General features: G+C 66.9%; 22 protein-coding genes. 4 read left to right on the top strand and 18 right to left on the bottom strand.

Going from position 1 to position 23656, the window contains the following annotated elements; all coding sequences use genetic code 11:
• Positions 1-139 precede the first annotated feature (139 nt).
• Positions 140-958, top strand: coding sequence for a S1/P1 nuclease (locus tag QRO95_RS02940; protein WP_010484081.1), 819 nt, complete (start codon positions 140-142; stop codon positions 956-958).
• Between the two features lie 11 nt (positions 959-969).
• Positions 970-1770: an MBL fold metallo-hydrolase gene (locus tag QRO95_RS02935; RefSeq protein WP_285301629.1), complete on the top strand. Its 801-nt coding sequence runs from the start codon at positions 970-972 to the stop codon at positions 1768-1770.
• Positions 1771-1827: 57 nt separating this feature from the next.
• Here QRO95_RS02935 and QRO95_RS02930 read toward each other — a convergent pair whose 3' ends face one another.
• From QRO95_RS02930 to QRO95_RS02920, 3 genes are read right to left on the bottom strand one after another with little or no spacing between them, the layout of a single operon-like run.
• The gene (locus QRO95_RS02930) at positions 1828-2391 is read right to left on the bottom strand and encodes a hypothetical protein (protein ID WP_032127863.1); all 564 of its coding nucleotides are present in this window, start codon (positions 2389-2391) and stop codon (positions 1828-1830) included.
• Complete coding sequence (locus QRO95_RS02925; RefSeq protein WP_285301628.1) at positions 2388-3590, bottom strand: TonB family protein; 1203 nt, start codon at positions 3588-3590, stop codon at positions 2388-2390. Before QRO95_RS02925 ends, QRO95_RS02930 begins: the two co-directional genes overlap by 4 nt.
• On the bottom strand, positions 3583-3948 hold the full coding sequence (locus QRO95_RS02920) for a BlaI/MecI/CopY family transcriptional regulator (RefSeq protein WP_014648244.1): 366 nt from the start codon (positions 3946-3948) through the stop codon (positions 3583-3585). The genes QRO95_RS02925 and QRO95_RS02920 overlap by 8 nt, the downstream gene beginning before the upstream one ends.
• A 118-nt stretch (positions 3949-4066) precedes the next feature.
• Between QRO95_RS02920 and QRO95_RS02915 the strand changes: the two genes are divergently transcribed.
• Complete coding sequence (locus tag QRO95_RS02915) at positions 4067-4624, top strand: flavin reductase family protein (protein ID WP_285301627.1); 558 nt, start codon at positions 4067-4069, stop codon at positions 4622-4624.
• Positions 4625-4658: 34 nt separating this feature from the next.
• Complete coding sequence (locus tag QRO95_RS02910) at positions 4659-6611, top strand: acetyl-CoA hydrolase/transferase C-terminal domain-containing protein (protein WP_285301626.1); 1953 nt, start codon at positions 4659-4661, stop codon at positions 6609-6611.
• Between the two features lie 88 nt (positions 6612-6699).
• Here QRO95_RS02910 and QRO95_RS02905 read toward each other — a convergent pair whose 3' ends face one another.
• The 15 genes from QRO95_RS02905 to QRO95_RS02835 all read right to left on the bottom strand — a co-directional run bounded on the left by QRO95_RS02905 (position 6700) and on the right by QRO95_RS02835 (position 23609).
• Positions 6700-7005 (bottom strand): HigA family addiction module antitoxin, encoded by a 306-nt coding sequence (locus tag QRO95_RS02905; protein WP_014038309.1) that lies wholly within the window; start codon positions 7003-7005, stop codon positions 6700-6702.
• Between the two features lie 11 nt (positions 7006-7016).
• The gene (locus QRO95_RS02900) at positions 7017-7295 is read right to left on the bottom strand and encodes a type II toxin-antitoxin system RelE/ParE family toxin (RefSeq protein WP_049422655.1); all 279 of its coding nucleotides are present in this window, start codon (positions 7293-7295) and stop codon (positions 7017-7019) included.
• Positions 7296-7602: 307 nt separating this feature from the next.
• Positions 7603-9600 (bottom strand): transketolase, encoded by a 1998-nt coding sequence (gene tkt / locus QRO95_RS02895; RefSeq protein WP_049461813.1) that lies wholly within the window; start codon positions 9598-9600, stop codon positions 7603-7605.
• 336 nt (positions 9601-9936) lie between these two features.
• Entirely contained in the window at positions 9937-11256 is a 1320-nt protein-coding gene (locus QRO95_RS02890; RefSeq protein WP_032127858.1) for a dicarboxylate/amino acid:cation symporter, read from the bottom strand.
• Positions 11257-11313: 57 nt separating this feature from the next.
• Positions 11314-13017 (bottom strand): BatD family protein, encoded by a 1704-nt coding sequence (locus QRO95_RS02885; protein WP_285301625.1) that lies wholly within the window; start codon positions 13015-13017, stop codon positions 11314-11316.
• Positions 13014-14852, bottom strand: a complete 1839-nt coding sequence (locus QRO95_RS02880; protein ID WP_285301624.1) for a tetratricopeptide repeat protein — start codon at positions 14850-14852, stop codon at positions 13014-13016. Before QRO95_RS02880 ends, QRO95_RS02885 begins: the two co-directional genes overlap by 4 nt.
• Positions 14849-15853, bottom strand: coding sequence for a VWA domain-containing protein (locus QRO95_RS02875; protein WP_154264293.1), 1005 nt, complete (start codon positions 15851-15853; stop codon positions 14849-14851). Before QRO95_RS02875 ends, QRO95_RS02880 begins: the two co-directional genes overlap by 4 nt.
• Complete coding sequence (locus QRO95_RS02870; RefSeq protein ID WP_285301623.1) at positions 15850-16299, bottom strand: DUF4381 family protein; 450 nt, start codon at positions 16297-16299, stop codon at positions 15850-15852. The genes QRO95_RS02875 and QRO95_RS02870 overlap by 4 nt, the downstream gene beginning before the upstream one ends.
• On the bottom strand, positions 16296-17225 hold the full coding sequence (locus QRO95_RS02865; protein ID WP_285301622.1) for a DUF58 domain-containing protein: 930 nt from the start codon (positions 17223-17225) through the stop codon (positions 16296-16298). The genes QRO95_RS02870 and QRO95_RS02865 overlap by 4 nt, the downstream gene beginning before the upstream one ends.
• An 8-nt stretch (positions 17226-17233) precedes the next feature.
• Positions 17234-18259: a MoxR family ATPase gene (locus tag QRO95_RS02860; protein WP_285301621.1), complete on the bottom strand. Its 1026-nt coding sequence runs from the start codon at positions 18257-18259 to the stop codon at positions 17234-17236.
• A gap of 196 nt (positions 18260-18455) precedes the next feature.
• Positions 18456-20426, bottom strand: a complete 1971-nt coding sequence (locus QRO95_RS02855) for a type IV pilus secretin PilQ (RefSeq protein ID WP_285301620.1) — start codon at positions 20424-20426, stop codon at positions 18456-18458.
• A 21-nt stretch (positions 20427-20447) separates the two neighbouring features.
• A complete protein-coding gene (locus QRO95_RS02850; protein WP_019659994.1) occupies positions 20448-20981 on the bottom strand; it encodes a pilus assembly protein PilP in 534 nt (177 codons plus the stop codon).
• Positions 20981-21658 carry a type 4a pilus biogenesis protein PilO gene (locus QRO95_RS02845; protein WP_285301619.1) on the bottom strand — a complete coding sequence of 226 codons (678 nt, stop codon included), beginning with the start codon at positions 21656-21658 and terminating at the stop codon, positions 20981-20983. Before QRO95_RS02845 ends, QRO95_RS02850 begins: the two co-directional genes overlap by 1 nt.
• Positions 21655-22551, bottom strand: a complete 897-nt coding sequence (locus QRO95_RS02840) for a PilN domain-containing protein (protein WP_049422632.1) — start codon at positions 22549-22551, stop codon at positions 21655-21657. Before QRO95_RS02840 ends, QRO95_RS02845 begins: the two co-directional genes overlap by 4 nt.
• On the bottom strand, positions 22551-23609 hold the full coding sequence (locus QRO95_RS02835) for a pilus assembly protein PilM (RefSeq protein ID WP_010484061.1): 1059 nt from the start codon (positions 23607-23609) through the stop codon (positions 22551-22553). The genes QRO95_RS02840 and QRO95_RS02835 overlap by 1 nt, the downstream gene beginning before the upstream one ends.
• Between the last annotated feature and the right edge of the window lie 47 nt (positions 23610-23656).

Genomic DNA, 23656 nt, shown 5'->3' with positions numbered 1-23656 from the left:
CCGGGGCTTTTTTGCTCCTGGGACTGAAGCGGTTTCGGAGCTGGGGCGAGGCGGGGAGCGGAGCCCCTCCCGCTGCGCTCCCACTTCGGAACAGGAACGCGCCGCTCTTCAATCCACCTGCCCCCGCTAGAATGTGCGCATGAAAGCCCTGCACTCCCTGTTCCTCGCCGCCGCCCTGGCGCCGGCCCTGCTGTCCGTCTCCGCCCCCGCCCATGCCTGGGGCGCGCAAGGCCACCGTCTGGTCGCCGAAGTCGCCGACGCCCGCCTCAACCCCACCGCCCGCGCCGAAGTGGACCGCCTGCTGGCCACCGAACCGGATGCCACGCTGGCCAGCATCGCGCCGTGGGCCGACCAGCTGCGCGCCAAAGACCCGGGCCTGGGCCGTCGCTCGGCCGGCTGGCACTACGTCAACATCGCCGAAGACAACTGCCACTACGAAGCACCGAAGCACTGCAAGAACGGCAACTGCATCGTCGAGGCCCTGAAGGCACAGAGCGCCATCCTCGGCGACCGAAGCCTGACCGACGGCGAGCGCCTGCAGGCGCTGAAGTTCGTCGTGCACCTGGTCGGCGACATCCACCAGCCGATGCACGCCGGTTACGCCCACGACAAGGGCGGCAACGACTTCCAGCTGCAGTTCGGCAACCGCGGTACCAACCTGCACTCGCTGTGGGACAGCGGCATGCTCAACACCCGCAAGCTGGACGACGCAGGCTATCTCCCGCTGCTGCAGAGCCAGCGCGCGCCGAAGCTGGCGCGCCAGTCCAACCCGCAGCGCGACCCGCAGACGTGGGCCGAGGCCAGCTGCCGCATTTCCATGCAAGCTGGCGTTTATCCGGCCACGCGTAAAATCGGTGACGAATACACCGAGCGCTACCGGCCGCTGGCCGAAGCGCAGCTGCGACTGGCCGGTGAGAACCTGGCGCAGTTGCTGAACCGCGTGCTCGGCACGCGCTGAGGAGAGTTCCGATGCCGGTCCAGGTGCAGTCGTTCTTCCACCGTGACAGCAACACCTTCAGCTATCTGGTCAGCGACCCGGCCAGCGGCGAGGCAGCGCTGATCGACCCGGTCCTGGACTACGACCCGGATACCGACGCCAGCAGTGAAGCGCCGCTGCATGCCGCGTTGCAGGCCATCGAACAACAGGACCTGCAGCTGCGCTGGCTGCTGGAAACCCACGCCCACGCCGACCATGTGTCGGCCGGGCGCCGCCTGAAGGAGCGCTTCCCGCAGGCCACGCTGGCCATCGGCGAAGGCATCCGCGCGGTGCAGGCCACCTTCGCGCCGCGCTACGGCCTGCAGCTTCCTGCGGCGGATGACATCTTCGATCACCTGTTCAGCGATGGCGAAACCTTTGCTCTGGGCGAACTGCGCTGTCAGGTGATCGCCGTGCCCGGCCATACCAGCGACAGCATCGCCTACCTGATCGACGATGCGCTGTTCACCGGTGACTCGCTGTTCATGCCCGACGGCGGTACCGCCCGCTGCGATTTCCCGGGTGGCGATGCCGCGCAGCTGTACCGTTCGATCCAGCGCCTGCTGGCCCTGCCCGATGCGACCCGCGTGTTCGTCTGCCACGACTACGGTCCGGGTGGTCGTGCATTCGCCAACGAAACCACCATCGGCGAACAGCGCGCACACAACATCCACGTGCATGACGGCGTGGCCGAGGCGGAGTTCGTCAGCGTGCGCCAGGCACGCGATGCGACGCTGGAAGAACCCAAGCTGATGCAGCCCGCGGTGAAGGCCAACATCCAGGGCGGGGCCTGACCCACGCCGCTGCGCTCGCCGGGCATGGCCCGGCGCTGCCCCGGTCATCGCAAGCGGTCATTTTCCCTGCGTACGCACCACGTGCTGTCCCTTCACGATCTCGAAGGTGAAGGCATACTGCAGGGTGACCGCCACCGGCTCGACGCGCTCGGCGCCGCGACAGTCGCCACGGTCGGCAGGCACCTTGCCAGCCGCGAAGTGGCAGACCGCTGCGGACGAGTACTTCCACATCGCCACGGCTTCCTGCGCCGCCTGCAGCAGGGGCGCATTCTCGCCTGCAGCACCTGCCGCGCACTCAGGGCGATCGGTCAGCGGCACGCTGCGTTCGACACTGCCCTGTGCATCAACCACCACCTGCAGGCAGATGGTGGTCGGTGCCAGCTCCGCACGCGGGTCACGATCACCGACCTCCGGATCCGGCGCCGCGTACAACTGCGGCATCCGGTAGCCCTCGCTCGCGCCCAGCGAGTACGTCTGCACTTGCCCGCTGCCGCCACCGGCCTGCGGCTGCAGGCGCTGATGGCCGACATTCTCGCTGCGGGTATCAACGGTGGTCAGGCGATCCTGGGTCGCGCATCCTGCCAACAGCGCCGCCATCATCAACAGCGGCGCGGTCTTCACTGGGAGTCCTCGGTGTTGTCCATGGCATAGGTGATCGGAATCTTCACAGCCCCTGCAACGGGCTTTCCGTTCTTTATCGCCGGACGATAGGTCCAGCTTCGCGCAGCGGCGATCGACACCGCATCGAACACACCCGGATTGGTTGCGCTGAGCACCTGGACGTCAGTCGGATGGCCCTTGGCATCCACTTCCACGCGCAGGTTCACCACGCCCACCTGGCGCTGTTCGAACGCGGACTTCGGATAGGACGGCGGCGGCATCTTCTCGACCTCTATCTCGCGATCCATGGCGGCCCCTGCCTGGCCGTCTGCGGCTGCACCGCCCTGGCTGGCCCACGCCACCGCGCCCATTCCCAGACACAACCCGACCACCAGCACCTGCCCCGACACCCACGGCAATGCCTTCCGCTTGGACTGCTTCAACATGGCGATACGCTCCTTCAACACGGGTTGGCTGCGCCAATGGCAGACCGCTGGCGCAACCGGATGGACCAGCTGCGCCTTCAGCAGCGTGCTGGCGTAGAGACCGCGCAGCGCAGGCTGCGGGGCAATGGTGCGGGCATCGCAGGCCAGTTCCTGGTCCCGCAGGAAGCGGCGTGCAGCCCATGGCAGAAGCGGATGGAACCAGAACACCGCGCGTGCCATCAGCAGCGCCCCATTGGCCCAGTGATCGCCATTGCGACGGTGGCTGCGCTCGTGCTGCAGGATCAGGCCCTGCTCCTGTGCGGTGAACTGCTGGTCGAAATCCGGGCCTACCACGATGCGCGGACGCCACAGGCCGACCAGCGCGGGCAGGCCCGGGTCGGCGCTGGCCTGCCAGCTGCCATCGGCGCGTGCACACAGTTGGCCCATGCCACGTTCAAAGCGCCGCTGCGCACGTAGATCGCGTAGCAGACAAAGGACCGCTCCCACCATCCATGCCAGCAGCAACAGCCCGGCCCACGGCAACGACTGCCCTGCCATGCCTTCGACGGCGCCGGGTACCACTTTCAGCGGCAGCGTTGGCACATGCTCCAGAAGTGCCACCTGCGGCAACGGCAGCATCAGTGCCAGCAGCAGCAACGGCAGCAGCCACCAGCTGCGGTAGGCCAACGCCACGCCCCCCAGCCGCACCAGCAAGGGTCGCAGCACCGCCAGCACGACCACGCCCACCGCCAACCACAAGCTGGCCTGCCACAGCCCATCGAGCAGCTCAGTCATGGTCCAGCTCCTGGATCAGTTTCTTCAGTTCGGCGATGTCCTGCGCACTCAACTGGCCGCGTTCGCTGAAGTGCGCAACCAACGGCGCAACGCGCCCTTCGAAGACACGACCAATGAAGTCCTGGCTCTGCGCCTCCACCCAGGCCTGCCGCTGCAGCAGCGGCCGGTACAGGTAGCGCCGGCCATCGCGCTCGGCAGTAATCGCGCCCTTGGTCAGCAGGCGGTTGAGCAGGGTCTTGATGGTCGGCTCGGCCCAGTCGCGGTGGGCCAGTGCGGCGACCACGTCATCGGCGCTGCGCGGTGCCTGCTGCCATAGCACCTCCATCACAACGGCTTCGGCTTCGCTGATCGGGGTCATGGTTTACATCCGTAATCGACGACCTGATTACGCGCGTAATCGAATCGTCTGTCAAGCCCCTCGACTCCAGGTTCATCCCGGCTGCGCCAGCATCGATTCCTCCCGCCCCAGGCCCCGGATGAAAGCGCTGCCCAAGAAGGAATTCCCGGTCGAGCAGGCCCGCCGCTTCCTCGAACCCGGGCCGGTCGTGCTGGTCAGCACCGCCTGGCGCGGCCAGCGCAACCTGATGACGATGGGCTGGCACATGGTGATGGGCTTCTCGCCTTCGCTGGTCGCCACCTACCTGTGGGACGCAAACCACAGCCATGCGCTGGCGCGTGGCAGCGGCGAGTGCGTGATCAATGTGCCGGGTGTGGAACTGCTCGATACCGTGGTGGACATCGGCAACTGCAGCGGCCGCGAGGTCGACAAGTTCACCCGTTTCGAGCTTGATGCGCTGCCCGCGCGCGAGGTCGGCGCGCCGCTGGTCGGGCAATGCCATTCGTGCTTCGAATGCCGCTTGTACGACGACAGCCAGGTGGCGTCGAACAACCTGTTCATCTGGGAAATCGTACGCGCCCATGTTGCGCCCCGGCCGAAACTACCGCGCACGATGCATTACCGGGGCGATGGGCAGTTCATGGTGTCTGGCGCCGAAGTCTCCCGTCGACGGCGGTTCAAGCCCGACATGCTGTAATGCCCGCACTCCCCCACACGCAGGACCGCCGCGCATGACCGAACACCTCACCGACCTGGACGCCGCCGTCGACTGGTTGTTTGCGCGCGTGGACGGGCCGCTGCGGATCGGGGCACCGCTGGCACTGGGCAAGCCGCATCGGCTGCTCAATGCCCTTTACGCACGCGTCGAGCACGATCCGTCGCGGCCGCTGCAGCTGTATACCGCGCTGTCGCTGAACCCGCCGAAGGCGCGCGGCAACGGCCTGGAAGCGCGCTTCATGGCGCCGTTCGCGCAGCGCCATTTCGGCGACGATTTCCCGCGCCTGGCCTATGCCGATGCGATCGCGCGCGACGCGCTGCCGGCACATGTGCAGGTGGAAGAGTTCTACATGCAGTCCGGCGCCCTGCTCGGCTCGCGGCAGGCGCAGTCCAGCTATACCAGCCTGAACTACACCCACGCCGCCGATGCGGTGGCGCAGCGCGCGCCGCAGGTGATCGTGCAGAAGGTGGCGATGCGGCCGAACGACCGCCGGCTCTCGCTGTCGTGCAACAACGACATCACCCAGGACACGCTGGATGCGATGACCGCTCGCGGGCTGCCTCGCCCGCTGCTGATCGCCGAGATCGATCCGCAGCTACCCTACCTGGGTGGCTCGGCCACGGTCGATGTGTCGTTCTTCGATCTGGTGATCACCCCGCCACCACCGTACCCGGCGTTGTTCGGGCTGCCGCGGCAGCCGGTCGGCGATGCCGACTACGCGATCGGCCTGTATGCCAGCACACTGGTGCGCGACGGCGGCACCCTGCAGATTGGCATCGGCACGCTGGCCGACGCGCTCAGCCATGCGCTGGTGCTGCGCCACACCGACAACGCCCGCTACCGCCGCGTGCTGCACGCGCTGGATCCGCAGCTGGCCAGCCACCCGCTGGTGCAGGAAATCGGCGGACTGGATCCGTTCGAGGTCGGCCTGTATGGCTGCAGCGAAATGCTCAACGAGGGCTTCCGCCGGCTGGTGCAGACCGGCGTGATCAAGCGCAAGGTGCACGATGACCTGGCGCTGATGCAACGCATCGAGAACGGCAGCACGCTGTCCATCGACCACGCCACCCTGGCTGCCGAGGGCGAGTATCTGCATGGCGCCTTCTACCTGGGCTCGCCGGAGTTCTACGAGTGGTTGCGCACGCTGCCGGAAGACGAATGCCGTGCGATCGGCATGCGCCGCATCAGCGAGATCAACCAGCTGTACGGTGGCAACGAGACACTGGAACGCCTGCAGCGCCGGCACGCGCGCTTCTTCAACTCCTGCATGATGGCCACCGCGCTGGGCGCGGCGGTGTCGGATGCGCTGGATGATGGACGTGTGGTGTCCGGCGTGGGTGGTCAGTACAACTTCGTGGCGATGGCACATGCGCTGCCGGAAGCGCGCAGCGTGCTGATGTTCCGCGCCGCGCGCGATGACAAGGGCCAGCGCGAATCCAACGTGCGCTGGAACTACGGGCACACCACCATCCCACGCCACCTGCGCGACATCTACCTCAACGAATACGGCATCGCCGACCTGCGCGGCCTGACCGACGAGGACTGCGTGCATGCGATGACCGCAATCACCGAGGCCCCGTTCCAGGGCGGCCTGCTGCAGCAGGCACACGCCGCGCGCAAGCTGCTGGCGGCCACGCAACCGGATCCGGAGCGCCAGCAGCGCAACACGCCGCAGGCACTGGCCGCGGCACTGGCACCGTTCCGCGTCGATGGCAGCCTGCCCGACTATCCGTTGGGCAGCGACTTCAACGAGATCGAGCAGGTGCTGGTGAAAGCGCTGGGCTGGCTGAAGGCCAACACGCAGACCCGCGGCGACAAGCTGCGCACGGTCTGGGCGGCGCTGCGGCAACCGGCTGGCGACGGCGATGCGGTGTACCTGCAGCGCATGGGCCTGCAGGCACCCAAGGATTTCGGCGAACGCCTGGACGCGCGACTGCTGCGCCTCGCACTGGCACGCACCGCCTGAAAAAAGGGGACGGAGGGGATTAAGTCGTTTGTGCATAAACGACTTAATCCCCTCCGTCCCCTTTTTCTCATCCACGCATGGCGTAGATCTACCGCTCTATCCTCACTGCATCCTCAAGATACAGACGGGCAATCGGTGGATGCGCTCGATGCTCGACCTGCCACAGGTCGTATGCCGCCTGCATCGCCAGCCACATGCGGGCATTGCCCAGACCTGCAAGCTCAAGGCGGAATGCAAGTTCCGCGGAGATGCCAGCGTGCCCGTTGATGATGGTCGACAGCTGTCCGCGCGAATAGCCAAGATGCTGCGCCAGCGCACTGATCGACATGCTTATCGCCGGCAGGATGTCTTCGCGCAGCGACTCTCCGGGATGCGGTGGATCATGCAACGGCATCGAGCAGACTCCTAGTGGTAATCAAGGTAATCGACCAGTTCGACGTCCAGCCCACGAAAGCGGAACACCAATCGCCAACTCGCCGAGACACTTACAGCCCAGTAGCCGCTATAGCTCCCGCGCAGGGGGTGCAGGCGATTTCCGGGCAGCCCCATGTCTCCAGGCAGCCGGGCTTGATCCAGCTGCAGAAGCAAACGCCGCAACCGAGCCACATGATCGGCACGGACTCCGGACATGTCGCCCCGCTCATAGAGCGCCTTCAGGCCCTTGTGCCTGAAGCTGACGATCATGCGGCGCCAGTGTAAGGCATCACCTTACACCCCGCAAATCCACCATGGGTTTCTGCGCCGCTCTTCTTGTCCATGACTACTTCCGGGGGTACCTCGGCAGGCCCTCCTTTTCGCAAGGAATGCAGGCTAGATGAAGAGGCCAACGCGACACTGGTGCCGCAGGGCGCAACATGCCGGACGAAAAAAAGGGACGGAGGGGATCAAGTCGTTTGTGCACAAACGACTTGATCCCCTCCGTCCCCTTTTCTCTCGAGCAAAGAAAAGGCCGGCGTGCGCCGGCCTTTCCCTTCCTGCTTCGCGAGGCTGCTTACAGCGCCTTGGCCGCTTCCACCACGTGGGCGGTGGTGATGCCGAAGTGCTTGTACAGCTGGTCGGCGGGGGCCGAGGCACCGAAGGTGTCGATACCAATCACCGCACCGTCCAGGCCGACGAACTGGCGCCAGAAACCGGTGACACCGGCTTCCACCGCAACGCGCTTGCGCACGGCGTTCGGCAGTACCGATTCACGGTAGGCCGCATCCTGGCGCAGGAACACGTCGGTGGACGGCATCGAGACCACGCGGGTCTTGAGGCCAGCCGCGTCCAGCTGGGCCTTGGCTTCGGTCGCCAGCGAAACTTCCGAACCGGTGGCGATCAGGATCACGTCCGGGGTACCGGCGGCATCGGCCAGCACGTAGCCACCGCGCTCGATCTGGGCGATCTGCTCGGCGTCGCGCGGCTGGTGCGGCAGGTTCTGGCGGCTGAACACCAGGCAGCTCGGACCATCCTGACGGGTGATCGCAGCCTTCCAGCTCACCGCCGACTCGACCGCATCGCACGGACGCCACACGTCGTTGTTCGGGATGTAACGCAGCGAAGCCAGGTGCTCCACCGGCTGGTGGGTCGGGCCGTCTTCGCCCAGGCCGATCGAGTCGTGGGTGTAGACGTGGATGGCGTGCGCCGGAATCAGTGCGCTCATGCGCACGCCGTTGCGGGCGTAATCGCTGAACACCAGGAAGGTGGCGTCGAACGGAATGAAACCACCGTGCAGGGCCAGGCCGTTGGCAATGGCGGTCATGCCGAACTCGCGCACGCCGTAGTACACGTAGTTGGCGTTGGCGTCGTCGCTGGCAACCGACTTGCTGCCCTTCCACAGGGTCAGGTTGGAGTGCGCCAGGTCGGCCGAGCCACCGACGATTTCCGGCAGCAGCGGGGCGTAGGCTTCGATGGCCAGCTGCGAGGCCTTGCGCGAAGCGATCGTCGGGCCTTCAGCGGCCACCTGGGCGATGTAGGCATCGGCCTTGGCAACGAAGTCGGCCGGCAGCTCGCCGTGCGAACGGCGGGTCAGCTCGGACGCTTCAGCCGGGTACTGGCTGGCGTACTTGTCGAACAGCTGTTCCCACTCGGCCTGGCGCAGGGTGCCAGCGCCATTGGCGCGCCAGCCGTCGTAGATCGCCTGCGGGATCTCGAACGGACCGTATTCCCAGCCCAGCTGCTTGCGGGTGGCTTCCAGCTCGTCCTTGCCCAGCGGAGCGCCGTGGCTGGATTCCTTGCCCGCCTTGTTCGGCGAACCGAAACCAATGGTGGTGCGGCAGCAGATCAGGGTCGGCTTGTCGCTCTGCGACAGCGCGGCCTCGATGCCGGCCTTGATGCTTTCCGGGTCGTGGCCATCGACATCGCGCACGACGTTCCAGCCATAGGCCTCGAAACGCTCCGGGGTATTGTCGGTGAACCAGCCCTCGACGTTGCCGTCGATGGAGATGTGGTTGTTGTCCCAGAAGCAGACCAGCTTGTGCAGGCCCCAGGTACCGGCCAGCGAAGCGGCTTCATGCGACACGCCTTCCATCAGGCAGCCATCGCCCATGAACACCCAGGTGCGGTGGTCGACCACTTCCAGTTCCGGGCGGTTGAAGCGCTGTGCCAGCAGCTTCTCGGCCAGGGCGAAGCCCACGGCATTGGCGAAACCCTGGCCCAGCGGGCCGGTGGTGGTTTCCACGCCCGGGGTCTCGTGGCGTTCCGGGTGGCCGGCGGTGTGGCTGCCCAGCTGGCGGAACAGCTTCAGCTGCTCGATCGGCAGGTCGTAACCGCTCAGGTGCAGCAGCGCGTACTGCAGCATCGAACCGTGGCCGTTGGACAGCACGAAACGGTCGCGGTTGAACCAGTGCGGGTTGCTCGGGTTATGGCGGAGATAGTCGTTCCAGAGGACTTCGGCGATGTCGGCCATGCCCATGGGCATGCCGGGGTGGCCGGACTTTGCGGTTTCAACCGCATCGGCGGCAAGGAAGCGGATGGCGTTGGCCAACTGGCGACGGGTAGGCTGCGTCATGGTTCTGTCGGAATCGGGAGGCGGCCGCGGACGTGCGGGCGGCCTATTGTCCCATAGTCGCCGGGCAGGGGGTCGGTTCACCTTGCCGGGTCGTGCCGGCCGCTGGCCGGCAGTTGCGCAGAATTCAATGAAGATCATGAAGTTGCCGGCCAGCGGCCGGCACTACCCGCCCCCGGAGTTCGGGGGCTGCGCCATAGGCGCCGGGGTGTGGAGGCCGGTAAGGGGGGCCCGCGATTCGCATCGCGAAACGTGGGAGCGGCAGCGCGCATGCGATGACGCGTACCCGGCCAGCGGCCGGCACTACCGCCCCGGAGTCCGGGTGACGGGAATCCGGTCTCAGTCCTGCTGCGGGCCCAGCGCCGGGCCGTCGTGGGACTCGCCCTTGGCCACCAGCGTGGTCAGGGCCAGGTCGCCGGTCACGTTCAGCGCGGTGCGGCACATGTCCAGGAAGTGGTTCACGCCCAGGATCAGGCCGATGCCCAGCGGGTTCACGCCGACCATCGCGCAGATCATCGCGACCACCGGCAGCGAGCCCGACGGCACACCGGCAGTGCCGATGCCACCGAGGATGCAGACCGCCATCACCATGATCTGCTGGCCGATGCTCAGGTCCACGCCGAAGAACTGGGCCAGGAAGATCACCGTCACGCCCTCGAACAGCGCGGTGCCGTTCTGGTTGGCGGTGGCGCCCACGGTCAGCACGAAGCGCGACACGCGCTGCGGCAGGCCCATCTGGTCGGCCACGCGCAGCGCGGTCGGCAGGGTGGCGTTGCTGGAGGCGGTGGAGAACGCCATCACCGTCGCTTCCTGGGTATCGCGGAAGAACGACAGCGGCGAACGACCGGACAGCCATACGGCCGTACCGTAGCTCACCACCATGTGCAGGCCGAGTGCCAGCACCACCACGCCCACGTAGGCACCGAGGCGGATGATCAGCTCGAAGCCGAACAGCGCGGCCAGGTTGAACATGAAGCAGGCCACCGCATACGGGGCCAGGCGGATGACCAGGTTGATCAGGGTCATCGAAATTTCGAACACGCCTTCGATGGCGCGGCGCAGCGGCGCGACCTTCTCGTTGTCGGTCAGCACCATGCCGATGCCGAACATCAGCGCGAAGAACATCAGCGACAGGATCGCGCCGTTGTCAGACGCGGCCTGCAGCACGTTGCTCGGCACGATCGACAGCAGCATGTCCATGCCCTTCGGCGTGCCGTGGATGCCCGCGACAATCTCCTTGCTGCGCTCGGCGTTCTCCGACAGCATCATCGCAGCGACCTGCGGGTCGACGCCGACACCCGGCTTGAGCAGGTTCACCAGCACCAGCCCGATTCCCACGGCAATGCCGGACAGCAGCACGGTATAGGCCAAGGTCTTCCAGCCGATGCGGCCAAGGGCGCGGATGTCGCCCATCTCCGACACACCCATGATCAGCGCCGAGAAGATCAGCGGCACGATCAGCATGAAGATCAGGTTGAGGAACAGGCCCGACGCCGGGGTGGTGATGTAGTCCATTACCCACTTGGCACCGGCCTGCAGACCATCGACGCTGCCGCCCAGGGCGTGCACGATCAGTCCCAGGATCAGGCCGATCGCAAAGCCGATGCCCATCTTCCAATGCAGGGGCAACTTCTTCTTGTCGGCAGCAGCTGCTGTCATGCGCGGGTTTCCTCGAAAAATGAATGCACTCTAACAAAGCGCGCAAGCGGCGCCGGTTCAGGTTCGCCGCGGCGGATACAGCGGCGCCAGGCCAGTGTCAGCGGTGCCGGCAGCCGCCGACCAGTGCGGTCCGTCACGGAAGGCCTCGCGCAAGCGCGCACGCAGCGACGCCAGGTCGCCCTGCCCACCCCAGCGCGCCTGCTGCAGTTCCTGCAGCACCTGGCGCTGGGCGGCATCCTCAAGCCGCGCGATGACCTGCTCGATACGTTCGACACCGGCCATCGCACACAGCTGCGCTTCCACCTGATCAAACCCTTCACCATCCAGCGCGCGGCGCAGTTCGGCCACGCCGGCACGTCCAGTCGCCACAGCCGGCACAGCGCCCTTGGCCGCCACGCGCGGGCGACGGCCTCGCTGCCAGCCCCACAACAGCGTCAACAGCCACAGCAACGCCAGGCCGATGGCGGCGCCCATCCACGGCCATGGCCGCTCGGACAAACCACTGGCGCGCGGATCGGTCGCCGCGATACAGCTGTCCTGGCCATCGCCATCCGGCAGCGCCGCATCGGTGTCGATCGGCGGCAGCGGTGCAGGTGGCGCACTGCCAGCCCCGTTACCGGCCACCACGGCCAGCGTCAGGTCCGGCAGCTTCGCTTCCTGTGCCTTGCCATTGCGCACGTCCCACCACGGCAGGCGCGGCCCCGGCACCACCAGCGAACCCGGCTGGCGCGGCACGATGGAATAGCGGCGGGTGATCTTCAGCCGCGGCGTACTGCCATTGAAGGTCTCTTCGTACTGCGCAGGTTCGGCGAACACCTGCGCGGCGTTGCCGACGTCGGGCACCGGCAGATCGGTGAACTGCGCGCGGGTGGCGCCTTCGGCAATCGCCTCCACCACCACGTTGGCCGCCTCGCCGGTACGGGCGCTGGTCGGTGCACTGGTGTAGCGCAGCTGCAGGCCCTGCAGCGGCAGCCATGGCTGCGGCGCCTGTGCCGGTTGCGCCTGCACCTGCAACGTGCGGTCCGCGCCAGTGGCATTCATGCGCCCGTCGCCGCCGCCGAAGAAATCGTCGAAGAAGCCACCGGCACTGCGCCCGCTGAAGCGCGCACCGGCCAGCCGAAGTGCACCGCTGCGCTCGGGGATCAGCAGGAAGCGCCGCTCGACCACGTTGTAGCGGCGGCCATTGACCTGGCGCACGTCGGTGCGGTCGTCGCCCACGCGCTGCAACGACGCGCCGGCCGGTGTATCCAGCACCAGTTCGCCGGAGGCCAGCTGCGAAGCGAAATACAACCGCACCACCACGCCTACGCTCTGCTGCACATACGGTGTCTCGTCATCGACAGCGGTTTCGATGAACGCCACCGCATTGCTGTCGGGACCTGCCACGGCAGCGGCATCCACCTGCAGGGTCAACGGAGCGGTACGTACGTTGCCCACCTGCAGGCCCGGCACCACCAGTGCACCGCTACGCCGTGGCGTGAGTGCCACGCCATACAGATTGCGCTGCTGCATGCTGCCATTGCTCCACGCTACCTGGCGGCTGCTGGTCTGCCCGCTGAGGTCGAAGTCGGTGCGCAACGGTGTGAAGTCAGGGGCGCCCTGGTCGCTCTCGACATTGAGCGTGACCGTGTCACCCATCGCGATGCGGTCGCGGTCCAGCCACGCACGCGGCTGCGCCCAGGCCAGCAGCGGCAGCCACAGCAGCAGCGCCGCCAGTACCTGTCGGGGCCAGTGCCCGTGCATGTTGATCGCCCGCGTCATCGCCCTTCCCTCTTCCTGCGTTCGTTTTCCAGCTGGAACTTGGCCCGCAGCAATGCGCCTGGATCATCCGGCACGCGCCGCATCCACGCCTCCACCGCCTGCTGCTCCTCGCGTTGGCGTGGGGTGGTGCCGTCGCTGCCTGGCACGGGCTTGCCATCCTGATCGCCTTTGCCCTCACGTGCCTGCTGCATGGCCTGCTGCATGCGCTGGCGCTGCTGCTCATCAGCCTGGGCCTGCGCCTTGGCATCCTCCACCTGTGGCGGCGCCTGCTGCCCATCGCGGCCGCGCTCGCCGGGCTGCGGGCTCGACTGGTTCTTGTCGTCACCGGGATTGGGCTGGCCCTGCTGACCCGACTGCGGCTGTCCCTGACCGGGATTCTGCTGGCCCTGCTGCGGCTGCTGGCCCTGCGGATTCTGCTGGCCCTGTGAATCGTTCTGCTGCTTCTGCTGCCCGTTCTGCGGTGGCTTCTGCTGATCCTGGCCTTTGCCACCCGACGGCTTGCGCTTGCGCGCGGCATCGACCACGGCACGGTTGGCGACCGCATCGGCCATGCCGGGATGCAGTGCCAGCGCGCGGTCGTAGGCGGCAATGGCTTCGTCGTAGTTGCCCTGGCGGGCCAGCGTATTGGCCAGGTTGTACCAGCCCGCATCGCTGTCGATGCCCTCGAACTGCTTGCGGGCACTGGCGAAATCACCGTTGCGGTAAGCCTGCGCACCTTCGGCCAGACGCTGGTGCTGCACCTGGTCGGCGCGCTTCCACAGCGTGCCCTGCGCCAGCGGTGCGGCAGGCACCGCGGGCGCCTGCGCCTGCACATCACTCATCCATGGCAGCAGGCCCACCGCCAGCACCGCCGCCAGCAGCGCGCGGCGTCGGAAGGCCAACAGCGCCAGCAGCATCACCGGTGGCAGCAACCAGAACCCTTCATCACGCCATTGCTTGCCCTCGCCGGGCCGCTGCGCCGCAGTACCTTCGCGTGCATCAAGTACGCCCAGCGCACGCAGATCACTGTCATCGGTGGCGATGCGGGCATAGCGGCCTCCGCCTGCGGTCGCCACCGCACGCAGGCTGCCTTCATCCAGCGCGGCCTGGCGGATCTGCCCAGTGCCATCCCGGTACGCCGCACCGGCAGATGTGCCCAGCCCCAGTACCGACACCTGCATGCCGAGGCTGCGCGCCTGCGCTGCGGCCAGTGCCGCTTCACCATCCGCCTGATCGCTGACCAGCAGGATCTGCCCCCGCAATGCCCCGATCTGGCGCATCAACCGCGTCGCCCAGTCGATGCCACGGTCGGCGCGTTGTCCGTCGCGCGGCATCACATCCGGCGACAGCGCGTCCAGATACAGCGCGACGTTGCTGCCGTCATCGGTCAGCGGTGCCACGGTGTAGGCATCCTCGGCATAGACCACCAGGCCCACCTGGCCACCCTGGCGGGCACGCAGCAGCTCGCCCACTTTCGCCCGAGCCTGCAGCAGGCGCGACGGCGGCAGATCGGTGGCATTGATCCGGCTGGACAGATCCAGCACGACCAGCAGCGGTGCGCTGGCCTGGAACATCGGTTGTGCCTGCTGCCGCCAACTTGGCCCGGCCATGGCCAGCGCTGCCAGGGTCCAGCCCAGCAGCACGGCCCAGGGCAGGCGTGCACGGCGGCGCGTGCCCGCAGCCAGCAGATGCGGCAACAGGTGGGCATCCACCGCTGTTCGCCACACGTCGCTGCGCCGCTGCCGATACAACGCCACAGCGATGATCAACGGCAGCGCCAGCAACGCCCACAGCCATTCCGGACGCAGGAAGTGCAGCGCGTTCCAGTCGGGAAGATTCGAAGCAAGTGCGATCATCGGCGACGCTCCGGCCACAGCCAGGCCAATGCGCCCAGCAGCAAGGCCAGGCCCAGCGCCCATGCATAGCGTTCCTCGCGCGGTCGCAGGCTTGGTCCCTTCGCAGCGATCGGCTCGAGCCGGTCCAGTTCGGCATAGATGCCGGCCAGCTGTGCAGTGTCGCGGGCGCGGAAGAACTGGCCGCCGGTCATGCTCGCGATCTTCTTCAAGGTAGCCTCGTCGACCGGATCCTGGTCGGCGGAAATGGGAATACCGAACAGGCGCATGCTGCCATCACCGCCAAAGGCGACGGTGTGGATACGCACGCCCTCGGCACGCGCGACTTCGGCGGCACGCAGCGGTTCCAGCACGCCGGCATTGCTGACGCCGTCGGTCAGCAGAATCAGCACGCGCTGGCCTTCAGGCTGGCTGCGCAGGCGCTTCACCGCCAGGCCGATGGCATCACCGATGGCGGTCTCGCGCCCGGCCAGGCCGACCACGCTGTCGCGCAGCTGGTCGCGCACGCTGGCCAGATCGGCCGTAAGCGGCGTCAACGTGTAGGCGCGGTCGCCGAAGATCAGCAGGCCGATGCGATCACCGGCACGACGATCAAGGAAATCGGCCAGCACGGCCTTGGCCGCGGTCAGGCGATCCACCGCCTGCCCGCCCAGCACCATGTCGCCCTCGCCCATGCTGCCGGACACGTCCATCGCCAGCATCATCTGCCGGCCCTCCTGCGGCGGCGTGATCGCTTCACCCAGCTGTTGCGGGCGAGCCAGTGCGACGCACAGCGCGCACCAACCCAGCCACAACAGCAGCGTGCGCAGCCACGACACATCAACGCGGCCGCCACCGGCCAGCGCTTCCAGTTCCGTCGCCGCATAGGGCACCCGCAGCGCAGCACCGGGATCGGCACGACGCTTCCACCAGCGCATCAGCAACGGCAACGGCAGCGCCAGCAGGGCCAACGGCCACGCCAGCTGCAGGTCCGGCCATGGCCAGTAACTTGCCAGCAGGTTCATCGGCGCCGCTCCAGCAGCATGCCCAGGTAGCGCTCGCGCGCCCAGCTGCGCAGCGCCGCCACATCGTTGGCGTCCACCCGTGGGCGATAGGCGCCTTCCGCCAGCAGACTGCGACGTGCCGCGGGCAGCGTGCCTTTCGGATCCACGCGCTGCCACCAGGCGTCATCGCGCAGGGATTCACTGCCGGGCTGCGCCTGGCGTGCGGCGCGACGCAGCAGTCCGGCGATGGCTGCCAGTTCCGCAGCAGCATCGGCGGTGGATCCCAGCTCCTGATCGAACAGCTGCAACCAGCGTTGGCGGCGACGGCGACGTTGCCACCAGAAGAAGGCCGCCACCACCAGCAACAGCAGCACCACGCCGCCGATCATCAGATAGCCCGGTGCCGGCGGCCACCATGATGGAGCGGGTGGCACCTGCACATCGCGCAGCGGCAGGTTCGCGCTCATGCCGGCACCTCGGTCGGGGATGGCGCCAGCCAGGCATCACTGGGCGCGTCGGTGGACAGCACCTGCACATCGACGCGGCGCGCTCCCAGCTGGCGCCGCAGGTCCTGCAGCGGTTCAACGAAATGCGCCTGCCAATGGGCCTGGACCTCGCTGCGGCGCAGGTCGAGGCCGATGCGCTGCTGCAGGGTCTGGAACTGCAGCGCGGCTGACGGAGGCTGCAGTTCCAATGGATCCACCAGCAGCACCAGGCTGAGGTCGTGGTGCTGGGCCAGCGCACTCCAGCGCGCCGGCGGAATACAGATGGCCTGCTGCGGATCGGCCAGCACCAGCACACGTGCACCCGGGCGCAGGACGCGACCGGCATGGTCCAGCGCACGTTCCAGGCCAAGGTCATCGGCCGGGGGCTGCGCATACCAGCGGGTGAGCGCGTCCAGCACGCGCAATACGCCGCGCGGGCCGCCTGCCGGTGCAATCGGTGGTTCACGGTCGCTGCCACGCAGGGCGCCGATGCGATCGCCCCGACGCTGCGCCGACCACGCGGCGACGGCGCCCGCGCGTGCAGCCTGCACCGATTTGAAGCGCACGCGGGTGCCGAAGTACAGGGCCGGCGAGGTATCGGCCACGATCAGGCTGACCCGCTCGCGTTCGGCCTGGAACAGCTTGGTGTGGGCACGACCGGTCCGCGCGGTCACCCGCCAGTCGATATGCCGTGCATCATCACCGGCCACGTACTCGCGTGACTCGGCATATTCCATGCCACGCCCGCGCAGCGGCGACGGCGCCTGCCCGGCGTTGCCGGCACGGCCACGGCGTGGCGGCGGCGGTCGCTGTGCAAGGCGGCGCAGCGCCACCAGTTCGGACAGTTGCGGGCGCAGCCCGTCACCGTCACTGACGGAGGAGGCGTGGTGCAGGGATGGATCGGTCATGCGCAGGCTCAGGGTGCCGGCACCCGGGCCAGCAGCTCCTGCACCAGGCGTTCGCCATCCCAGCCTTCAGCGGTGGCTTCATAGCTGGGCAGCACGCGATGGCGCAGCACGTCGGCGGCAACCGCACGCACGTCATCGGGGGTGACGAAATCGCGGCCGGCCAGCCAGGCGCGCGCGCGCGCACAGCGTTCCAGCGCGATGGAACCGCGCGGGCTGGCGCCCCAGGCAATGCGGCGGCCAAGGCCGGCGTCATAGCGCGACGGATCACGCGAGGCCAGCACCAGCTCGATCAGGTAGCGTTCCAGCGCCGGCGCCATGTGCAGGTCCAGCACTTCGCGGCGGGCATCGAACACATCCTGCATCGGCAGCTTGTCCGGCGCTTGTGCGGCTTCGCCCAACGCACCACGGGCTCGCTCGCGGGCCAGGCGCAGGATCTCCGATTCGGCGGCCTGGTCCGGGTAGCCGATGCGCACATGCATCAGGAAACGGTCCAACTGCGCTTCTGGCAGCGGGAAGGTGCCTTCCTGCTCGATCGGGTTCTGCGTGGCCATCACCAGGAACAGCGGCGGCAGCGCGTAGGTGTGGCGGCCCACGGTGACCTGGCGCTCGCCCATCGCTTCCAGCAGTGCCGACTGCACCTTGGCTGGCGCGCGGTTGATTTCATCGGCCAGCAGGATCGGATGGAAGATCGGGCCGGGTACGAATTCGAAGCGGCCTTCCTGCGGGCGCCAGATCTCGGTGCCGGTCAGGTCGGCCGGCAACAGGTCCGGGGTGAACTGCACGCGTGCGAAGTCGGCTTCCAGGCGCGCGGCCAGCGCGCGGATGGCGGTGGTCTTGGCCAGGCCCGGAGCGCCTTCCACCAGCAGGTGGCCATCGGCCAGCAGCGCGATCAGCAGGCGTTCGACCAGCGCGGCCTGGCCGACGATCTCGGCCGACAATGCGTCGCGCAGCTGGCTGAAAGCGGCATGCAGGCGGGAGGTGGCCGGCGCGGACGGCGGCGAGACGGTTTCGGGCATCGGCGGTGGCAGGTTCATGGGGGCCTTTGACCGGCGCGGGACGGCACGGGTTCCCGACATCATCGCAGGGTGCCCTGCGAATGGCATCAAGAACGGCTGAACGACCCATCCACGCATGGCGTGGATCTACTGGACATGGGCGGCGTGGATCTACGGGCGGAAACGCAGAAGGGCCGCGCAGGGCGGCCCTTCTGCGTTTCGCGGAGGCGCGGGCTCAGTTCTGCTTGGCCACGCGCAGCACCTTCGGGGTCACAAACACCAGCAGCTCGGCCTTGTCCTTGTTGCGGCCGCGCCTCTTGAACAGATTGCCCAGGAACGGCACGTCGCCCAGGAACGGTACCTTGTTGATGCTGCTGCGGTCGGTGAACTCGTACACACCGCCGATGACCACGGTCTGCCCATCCTCGACCAGCACCGCGGTGTTGACCTCACGGCGGTTGATCGACGGCACCGTGCCGTAGCCCTGCAGTTCGATCAGGCGGTCGACTTCGTCCTTCTTCACCTGCATGTTGAGGAACACGCGGTTGTCGTTGGTGATGGTCGGGGTCACCCGCAGTTCCAGAACCACTTCCTTGAACTGCACGTTCGGGGTGGAACCGGCGCCACCGGCAGCACCGGTGCCGCTGATGGTGACGTAGCCGATTTCCTTGCCCTGCTTGATCATCGCCTCGCGCTGGTTGGTGGTGACCACGCGCGGGTTGGAGATCACCTCGCCCCGCGACTCTTCCTGCATGGCCGACAGCTCCACGTCCAGCAGGTAGCCTGCGTTGAGGATCGACAGCGCCAGCGAGCCAGGATTGTTGGCCGCGGCTACCGGCAGGCTCCAGTTCAGGCCACGGGTAATGGCCGATCCCGTCGGTACCGGCGGCGGGCCGACGCGGCCGCCAGTAATCCAGTCACGCTCGGCCTTGGCATTGTCCTGCGCCGCCTTGACCTGGGATTCGCGGGTCAGGCGGTTGGATTCCAGGTTGCCACTGAAATACACGTTGTCGCGGCTACCACTGATGCCGAACTTTGCACCCAATTCGCGGGCGAAGGTATCGGTGGCGATGACGATGCGGCTTTCGATCAGCACCTGGTCGACCGGACGATCGATCACACCGATCAGTTCACGCATGCGCGCGATCTTCTTCGGGATGTCGCTGATCATCAACGTATTGGTGCGCTCGTCGGCCACGATTCGACCACGCGGAGAAAGGAAGCCACTATCCTCCTGCGATGAACTGCCTCCATTACCGCTGTTGTTGTTACTTCCACCGATGCCCTTGGCTTCGGTCAGCGCTTTGAAGATCTGCGTGGCGCTGTGGTAGTTGATCTGGACGTAATCGGTGACCAGGTCTTCGCGGTTCTCGATGGCGATGCGCGCGTCTTCCTTCTCCTGCTCGAACTTGGCCAGCTCAGCCTGCGGAGCAACCCAGATCACGCTGCCATCGCGACGCTTGTCCAGGCCCTTGGCACGCAGCACGATGTCCAGCGCCTGGTCCCACGGCACGTTGACCAGGCGCAGGGTCACGTTGCCCTGCACCGAATCGGAGGCCACCACGTTGAGATTGGATTCCTCGGCGATCAACTGCAGCACGGTGCGCACCGGCACGTCCTGGAAGTTGAAGGTCACCGGCTTGCCGGTGAAACCGCGCTGGCCGACGGCCTTGGCAGCCTGGGTGACGCTGCCAGCGGTCACTGCACCGACGGCGGCTGGCGCCTGCCGCGGGCTGATCTCCACCACGTACTCGTTGCCGCTCTGGTAGGCCAGTGATTCGACTGCACCGCCGGTGCTCAGCACCAGCTGGGTACCGGCACCGGACGGCTTGGCGTCGATGCGCTGCACCGGCGTAGCGAAGTCGATGACGTTCATCGGCTTCTGCAGGTTGGCCGGCAGTCGGGCATTACCGACATCGACCACCACGCTGTTGCCCTGCGTACGCAGGTCCGGAACCGCGCCCTGGCCGTCAAACTGGACGATCAGGCGCCCGGCGCCATCATCGCCGCGCTTGAAATCGATCTTGGCCACCGACAGGCCGGCCGGCGCTGCCGCCGGTGCCACGGTGGCGCCCACCGGCTTTTCCGCCGGTGCGGCGGCCAGCGCCGGAGCGCAGGCCAGCATCAGCGCGACTCCCAACGCGCTGACACGGTTCAAGGTAAAGCGCCGGATGGGACGCAGCCCCTTGGCTTGGTGAAAGGTCATCGTGCTATCCCCAGTAAACGATCATTGATCTTCAAGCGAGAGCGTTGCCGGCCGTTCCAGCCAGCCACCCGCGCCATCCGGCACCAGTTCGATCAGCTCCACGTGGTCTTCGAAGACCGCCGTGACCCGCCCGTCGCTCTGCCCCAGGTAGCCGCCCGGGCGTACCCGGTAGGTCACCTTGTCCGGCCCCATCACCAGCGCCACGGTGGCGGCTCCGGTGCCGATGGTGCCGACCATGTCCAGTGCGTCCAGCGGGAAGCCCTCCAGCGGCTCCTTGCGCCGGTTCGGATCCGGACGCAATCCGCCATTCCCCTGCTGCGGATTGGTCCAGGCATCGGTGAACGGGTCGCGCAGACCCTGTGCGGAGTATTCGAAGGTTTCGAACTGCTGCATCACCGGCAGCGGCTCCAGCGGCTGTGCCGGTCGCGCACGCTCGCCTTCCACCCACTTTTCAAGGTTCGGTGCATCACCTGGCGTGCTGGTCACGCCGCGGCCACAGGCGGCCAGCAACAGGACCGCCAACGCCACTGCACTGCGTGCGATGTACGTGCGCATCACTTCTTGCCCCCCTTGCCGTTCTTCTTTTTCGCTTCGGCATCGGCGACAGCCTGCTGTGCCTGCACTTCGGTCTCATCCAGATAGCGATAGGTCTTGACCGTGCCGGACAGCTCCAGCGCACCGCTGCGGGCGTTGCCGCTGGTCTTGTCCTTGGGCTTGAGGTTGATGTCGTGCATGGTCAGGATGACCACGCGCGGCAGCGACGCCACGCCACTGACGAAGGCACCGAACTGGTGGTAACTGCCCACCATGCGCAGCTTTATCGGCTTTTCGGCGTAGAACTCCTTGACCTGCTCCTGCTCCGGCTCGAACAGCTCGTTGGTCAGGCCGCTGGACAGCGCAGTCTGCGAGATGTCGATGATCAGGTCCGGCATTTCGGTCTTGCTGGGCAGCTGCCGCAGCATCTGCTGCAGCACCTGTTCCATCTGTGCCAGCTGCTGCTTCAGCGGCGCCAGGTTCACCGCACGCTCCTGCTGCTTGGTGAACTCCGAACGCAGCTCGACTTCCTTCGATTCCAAGCCGGCCAGTTCCTCGCGCTTGCCACTGATCAGCAGCATCCACGCCACGAACATGATCACCAGCGCCAACAGCGAGCAGAAGACGATCTTGGCCTTCTGCGGCCAGTTGCCGATGTCGTTGAAATCCAGGTTCTTCAGATCGATTTTCTGGCTCATGCGCGATCCCCCTGCAGCGGGGCGTTGAAGGCCTGCGGCGGCTGCGCCAGGCGGCTGCCCTCGGGCTTCGGCGCAGGCTTTGCAGCCGGGGCTGCCGGCTGGTTCGGCGTAGCCGGGGCCGGGGTGGCAGCAGGTGCGTTGACCGGCGCGGCGGCGGGAGCGGGGGCAGCCGGTGCAGCAGCAGGCTGGCCGGCGGCCGGTGCAGCAGGTGCCGCTGCATCCGGGCCGGCTGCAAGCGGTGCCACTGCGGGCGGAGCCGGCGTTGCCACCGAACCATCGGCGTTGAGGCCTGGCGTACCGGCCACTTCCTCACTCTGTGCCGGCAGCTTCACCTTGACCACGAACACATAGGGCAGCGCCTTGATGTCGGCCAGCGGGCCCACCTTGCCGTCCTTGTCCTTCTCGGGATCACGCGCTTCGATGATCGACAGTTCCGGGTTGGTCATCCAACCGGAGGTCTCCAGGTTGCGCATGTACGCCGAAACACGGGCATTGGACTGGGTACGGCCTTCCAGGGTCAGCACGTCGCCTTCCTGCTTCAGCGCGGTCAGCACCAGGCCATCGGGAATCGTGCGCACCAGCGCATCGAACAGGTGCACCATCTGCGAGCGCTTGGCCTGCAGTTCCTCGATCACCTTCTTGCGGGCCAGCAGGCGTTCCTTCTGCGCGTCGAGGCGGTCGATCTCCTTGTTCTGTTCCTTGACCTTCTCGATCTCGGCTTCCAGATAGGCGTTGCGGTCCATCTGGCCGCTCACCTGGCGGTCGTAGTAGAACCAGATCACCAGCGACAGCAGCAGGCCACCGATCGCGGCCATGCCCAGCATTGCGTAGAACTCGCGCTGGCGTTGCTTGCGCCGCTCGGCGCGCCAGGGCAATAGATTGATGCGTGCCATCAGTCGAAGCTCCTCAGCGCCAGACCGGTTGCGATCATCAGCGCGGGGGCATCCTGGGCCAGCGCATGCGCGTTCACCTTCGGCCCCAGGGTCATCTGCGCCAGCGGGTTGGCGACCACGGTCGGCACGCCCAGCTGTTCCTCGACCATTTCCGGCAGACCGCCCAGCACAGCGCAGCCGCCGGCCAGCACGATGTGATCAACGCGGTTGAACTCGCTGCCTGCGTAGAAGAACTGCAGCAGGCGGCTGATCTGCTGGACCGTGGCTTCCTTGAACGGCTCCAGCACTTCCATCTCGTAGCTTTCCGGCAGCCCGCCCTGGCGCTTGGCCAGTCCGGCTTCCTCGTAGCTCAGGCCGTAGCGGCGCATGATCTCGTCGGTCAGCTGCTTGCCACCGAACACCTGTTCGCGGCTGTACAGGCTGCGGCCGCCGCGCAGGACATTGAGGGTGGTCATGGTGGCACCGATGTCGACCAGCGCGACCACACCCTCGATGGATACCGGCAGCTCGCTGGCGACCAGGGCATAGGCGTTCTCGACCGCGAAGGCCTCCACGTCCATCACCTTGGCCTGCAGGCCACCCAGCTCCAGCGCCGACTGGCGCAGTTCCACGTTCTCCGAACGCGACGCGGCCAGCAGCACCTGGACCATCTCCGGGTTGTTCGGGATCGCCCCGATCACCTCGAAGTCCAGGTTCACTTCCTCGATCGGGTACGGAATGTAGTTGACCGCTTCCAGCTCGATCTGGGCTTCCATGTCGTTCTCGTCGAGCTCGGCCGGCATCGGGATCACCTTGGTGATCACCGCCGACCCAGCGACGGCGGCAGCGGCCAGCTTGGCCTTGCTCCCCGAGCGGTTCATCGCGCGGCGGATGGCCTCACCCACGGCCTCCACTTCCACGATGTTCTTCTCCACCACCGCATTCGGCGGAAGAGGTTCCACAGCGTAATGTTCCACACGAAAACGATTGCCACTGCGGGACAGCTGCAAAAGCTTTACCGCAGTCGAACTGATGTCGACGCCTACAAGCGGCGACTGACTTTTTGGGATGAGCCCCACGGTTTCTCCCCTGCCGACGGGCACTTGGACGCAAGACCTGCGCCCGA

The sequence above is a fragment of the Stenotrophomonas maltophilia group sp. Smal13 genome, from assembly GCF_030236855.1.
GTDB lineage: Bacteria > Pseudomonadota > Gammaproteobacteria > Xanthomonadales > Xanthomonadaceae > Stenotrophomonas > Stenotrophomonas maltophilia_A.
The sequence above is the reverse complement of the archived record's forward strand: the minus strand, read 5'-3'. Positions and strand labels throughout refer to the sequence as shown.